2 protein-coding genes and 1 pseudogene are annotated in these 2,613 nt (G+C 36.8%); all 3 read left to right on the top strand.

Going from position 1 to position 2,613, the window contains the following annotated elements; genetic code table 11:
- A pseudogene (locus E1140_RS21255) lies at window positions 1-297 on the top strand (hypothetical protein); the annotation flags it as partial.
- Between the two features lie 3 nt (window positions 298-300).
- On the top strand, window positions 301-1,512 hold the full coding sequence (locus E1140_RS00765) for a hypothetical protein (RefSeq protein ID WP_155178044.1): 1,212 nt from the start codon (window positions 301-303) through the stop codon (window positions 1,510-1,512).
- 58 nt (window positions 1,513-1,570) lie between these two features.
- Window positions 1,571-2,613 (top strand): hypothetical protein (locus E1140_RS00770; protein WP_155178045.1); only part of this gene is annotated, 1,043 nt, incomplete at its 3' end.

The following is a 2,613-nucleotide window of genomic DNA, read 5'->3' on the forward strand; positions in this document are numbered from 1 at the left end:
GAGAATTTAATGGATATGAGGAATTCATTTAATAAGAATATTATAGGAGGCATTGGGCTAAATTATAGAATAGGGTATAGTTATGTGTTTATTGATGCCCGATACTCATTTGGAATGAATAATATAGTTAAAAGTGAACAACAATATTCTAGTCGATCATTATTATACAATTATGCCTTTGTTGATGATTTTAAGCGAATTAATACAGTGTCCCTGTCATTTGGCTATATAAAACCTTTGTATAAGCCTAGGAAAATTCAAAAAGGTGGAAGCTTTTTAAAAAGGATATTTAATTAGACTATGAGAGCAGCGGGGCTATTTATTTTTCTTTTGACAATGTTGTTGGCTTGTGATACTGAAAGCAATCTAGAGCCTTATTATGAGGAATATTTTATTAAGTACTATGGGTTGGAGGGGGATCAGATTGGTGTTGATCTTTTAGTAAATGATGATAATACTTTTCTACTTCTAGGTTCTAGCATGAGAACTGATGGTAATAGCCAAATTATGCTGACTAAAGCTGACGAATTGGGAAATGAAATATGGAGTTACACTTATGGAGAATCGCAAAATGAATATGCAAAAAGTGTGATTTTAGATCCATCAGGGAATATTTTAATTGCTGCTGTGGTAGAAGAGTCTGATGGGGGTAAAACCAATGGGAAAATATTCAAATTGAATGCTGAGGGTGCTCTTTTAGATAGCACTTATATCGGTACTGATGGATTTGATGATGATATAAATGGGATTACAGTAACTCAAAATCAGGAACTGATCGTTGTTGGAAGTACAGAGAATGTGCTGGTGCCTGGAGGATCTAATACCTGGGATATTTTTTCAATTAGAATGACATTAGACCTGGATGAACTACCCCTTGCATCGTGGAGAAGGTTTTATGGATACAATGAGCAGGACTTTGGTGTGCAGGCATTCGAAAAGGCAGATGGATCATTTCTGTTTTATGGCACCACCAATAGGTTTACTCAAGACAATTCACAGCAGGATGGATTTAACATGTTTGTGTTTCCTACTGACAATACGGGTATAGTTTCAGGAGCAGAAAAGTACTTTGGTACCTTAGATAATCAGGAAGCGATTCAAATGATTGAAACTTCAGATGGAGGTTTTGCAATGATCGGAACTACCACGGCTGCATCAGGAGGGAATAGCATTTATATATCCAGAATAAGAAGCAATAACGATTTCCTTAATAGTTTTCAACTTAGTGTTAATTCAAACATTAGAGCCAATTCAATTGCTGAGAGTTCTGGTGATTATATTATTTCAGGTACTGTTGATAGTAATGGAACTACTGATATATATTTAGCCAGAGTGTCAAGTGCAGGTGTCATTAAATGGGAAAATTCATTTGGAGGAGCTGATTTAGACACTGCAGGTAAACTGGTTGTACTTAATGATGGGTCTATTGTTACGGTAGGGACTATTGAGTTGGAGAGCCAGACTAAAATGTGTTTAATTAAGACTAATAATTTTGGGTTACTTGAACCATAATTTTTTAAGGTTACAATTGTTGGATGAAATATATTTACAGTAGTTTTAAAGCTTTTGAATGTTAATAAAGAGGGTGTCACAAAGTATATTTAATAGGTTCCTACTAAGCACGGCTTTTGTGTTGGTAGGTTTATCTAATATTTTTGGACAAGCTACAATAAACCTAGTTCCTGATATTGATTTGTGTGTCGGAGAAGGATATACAACAATTGGTGATATCATTATTTCAGAACAGACTTCTAGTGATTTTGGAACTAATGGTAATAACAATCTGACATTTTCATTAAATGTACCATCTACAGAATTTGAGTTTGATCCATCGAGTGGTGCTGTATATTTAATCTCAGCAGATGGTATTTCTCCTGATGGTTTCACTCAAGGACTATCAACATTTACTTTTCAATATGACGGAGCTAATGCACCTACCTTAGACGAGTTTGTCATCACCGGTTTAAGAATTAGAGCAATAACTACAGCTGTTACAGGGCTAAGTATTACTACATCAGGCACATCTGCTATTGTCGGTGATTTTCCTATCATCAATGGTATTGATAGTTATGATGTTCCCTCACCATCTATTACTTCAAGTAATACCACTGTCTGTGTTGGAGATGCAGGAGAAACATATAGTGTTATTGCTTCGGGATCAGATACTTACGACTGGACAGTAGTTGGTGGTACCATCACAGCAGGACAAGGTACCAATGAAATAACAGTCACTTGGGATGTATCTGGTAGCAAGTCTGTTAGTGTTGATCAGGAAAGCATTTCTGGTGGTTGTATTGGAAGTGCCACTCAAGCAATTACTGTAAATACGCCACCAAGTGTTGTTGATCCTTCTAATCAGGCGTTATGTACTGGTGATAATACAGCTGCTGTGAATTTTGCAGGAACAGGGACAAGTTATGACTGGGTTAATGATACTCCTGGTATTGGTCTAGCGGCAAGTGGGGCAGGTGACATTGGTAGCTTTACGGCAATTAATGCTGGAGCAACAACTATTGTAGCAACAATTACGGTAACTCCTCAAAGTTTATCCGGAGGTATTACTTGCCCTGGTCCAGCACAAACCTTCACGATCACGGTTTATCCAGAACCCGT

It is taken from the genome of Fulvivirga lutimaris, assembly GCF_009711525.1.
Classification (GTDB): Bacteria; Bacteroidota; Bacteroidia; order Cytophagales; family Cyclobacteriaceae; genus Fulvivirga; species Fulvivirga lutimaris.